3 protein-coding genes and 1 pseudogene are annotated in these 1,136 nt (G+C 40.8%); all 4 read right to left on the reverse strand.

What is annotated here, in order from left to right; all coding sequences use genetic code 11:
• Positions 1–206: pseudogene (locus ACFIK6_RS09900) on the reverse strand (phage tail protein); the annotation flags it as partial.
• Positions 203–274 (reverse strand): GpE family phage tail protein, encoded by a 72-nt coding sequence (locus ACFIK6_RS09905; protein WP_081485993.1) that lies wholly within the window; start codon positions 272–274, stop codon positions 203–205. The gene ACFIK6_RS09905 and the pseudogene ACFIK6_RS09900, both read right to left, overlap by 4 nt.
• Positions 275–312: 38 nt before the next feature.
• Positions 313–600 (reverse strand): phage tail assembly protein, encoded by a 288-nt coding sequence (locus ACFIK6_RS09910; protein WP_375642742.1) that lies wholly within the window; start codon positions 598–600, stop codon positions 313–315.
• Between the two features lie 2 nt (positions 601–602).
• Entirely contained in the window at positions 603–1,109 is a 507-nt protein-coding gene (locus ACFIK6_RS09915; protein WP_375642741.1) for a phage major tail tube protein, read from the reverse strand.
• Between the last annotated feature and the right edge of the window lie 27 nt (positions 1,110–1,136).

The following is a 1,136-nucleotide window of genomic DNA, read 5'->3' on the forward strand; positions in this document are numbered from 1 at the left end:
CGGCTTGCCGCCACTCCAAGAGCACTTTGAACACCATGAAGGCTTTTTGTCATGTTTTTGACAGCAGCAGAAAAGCGTGGAATACTCAATCTCAGTGAGAGTGTTTTTGACAATGTATCGAATTTTTTTTGAAGATGTTTAAGAGGTGCAGTGAGCTGATCTTCAAGAGACAATCTCACCTTTGCATCAGCAACTTTTTCACTCATTTTGTCTTATACCTTTCTGCTGCTTGTTTTCGCCAGAATATTAACTCTTGCGGTTCCATTTCCATCATGTCCGGAAGAGACCAATGAAAAACAATGGCGATATCGGCTATGAGTTTAGCGGCGGTTTCCCAGTCGAGGTGTCCCGCCGCTTGATAAAAGACTCCAAAATCTCTCCAATGCTTGCCAAATCATTGATGTCGAGTTCACCAACAGCCTCATGCGGCCATTCAGAAAGGCGTGTGATCATAGCTATTGTTTGCTCTATGCCTTCTTTTTTGTCGATTGCTTGCACATCTTTTGTTTTGGGGCGATGTAAGGTGATTTCGGTGTGTTCTTTTCCTTCAAAGGTAACCGGTACAAGTAATTTATGTGTAATGCTTGTTTGTACTGTCATTTTTATAATCCTATATTTACTCTATGGTCTGCTAATTGATTGATACCATTGAATTTTCTCACCAAGTTAAGGACATCTATCTCAACAATTTCAACATCCTTTTGAACATATTTGAAATACTGCAATGTGAAGGTAGCTGTGGATGTTGCTTTGCTTCCCGGTTGCCATTCTGCCATTTCAAAGCTTTTGCATAGTCCTCTCATGGTAATGACAATACCTTCTGCAGGTGTGCCTTGTGCTTGCATTGAACTGCGCAATGAAATGTCGACATCAGTGCGTCCCAACAGTGTCATTAATTCTGGAGAGCAATCAGAAATGGTCATGCTAAGCGTGAGGGTTTCAAGACCAAGATCAACCTCAATGGAGCTATCCATGCCTCCTCCACGATAGCTTTCAACAACCAAGTTCAAATTCGGTAATGTTACGCTTTCACATTTTGCTTGATAGGGAATACCGTCGACAAAAATGTTAAAATATTTCAAAACTCTTGGTAAAACGGGGATAGCCATTAAAAGATCTCCTCTAAATAATCATTC

It is taken from the genome of Bartonella sp. AS69XJJH (assembly GCF_042195585.1).
Lineage (GTDB): Bacteria > Pseudomonadota > Alphaproteobacteria > Rhizobiales > Rhizobiaceae > Bartonella.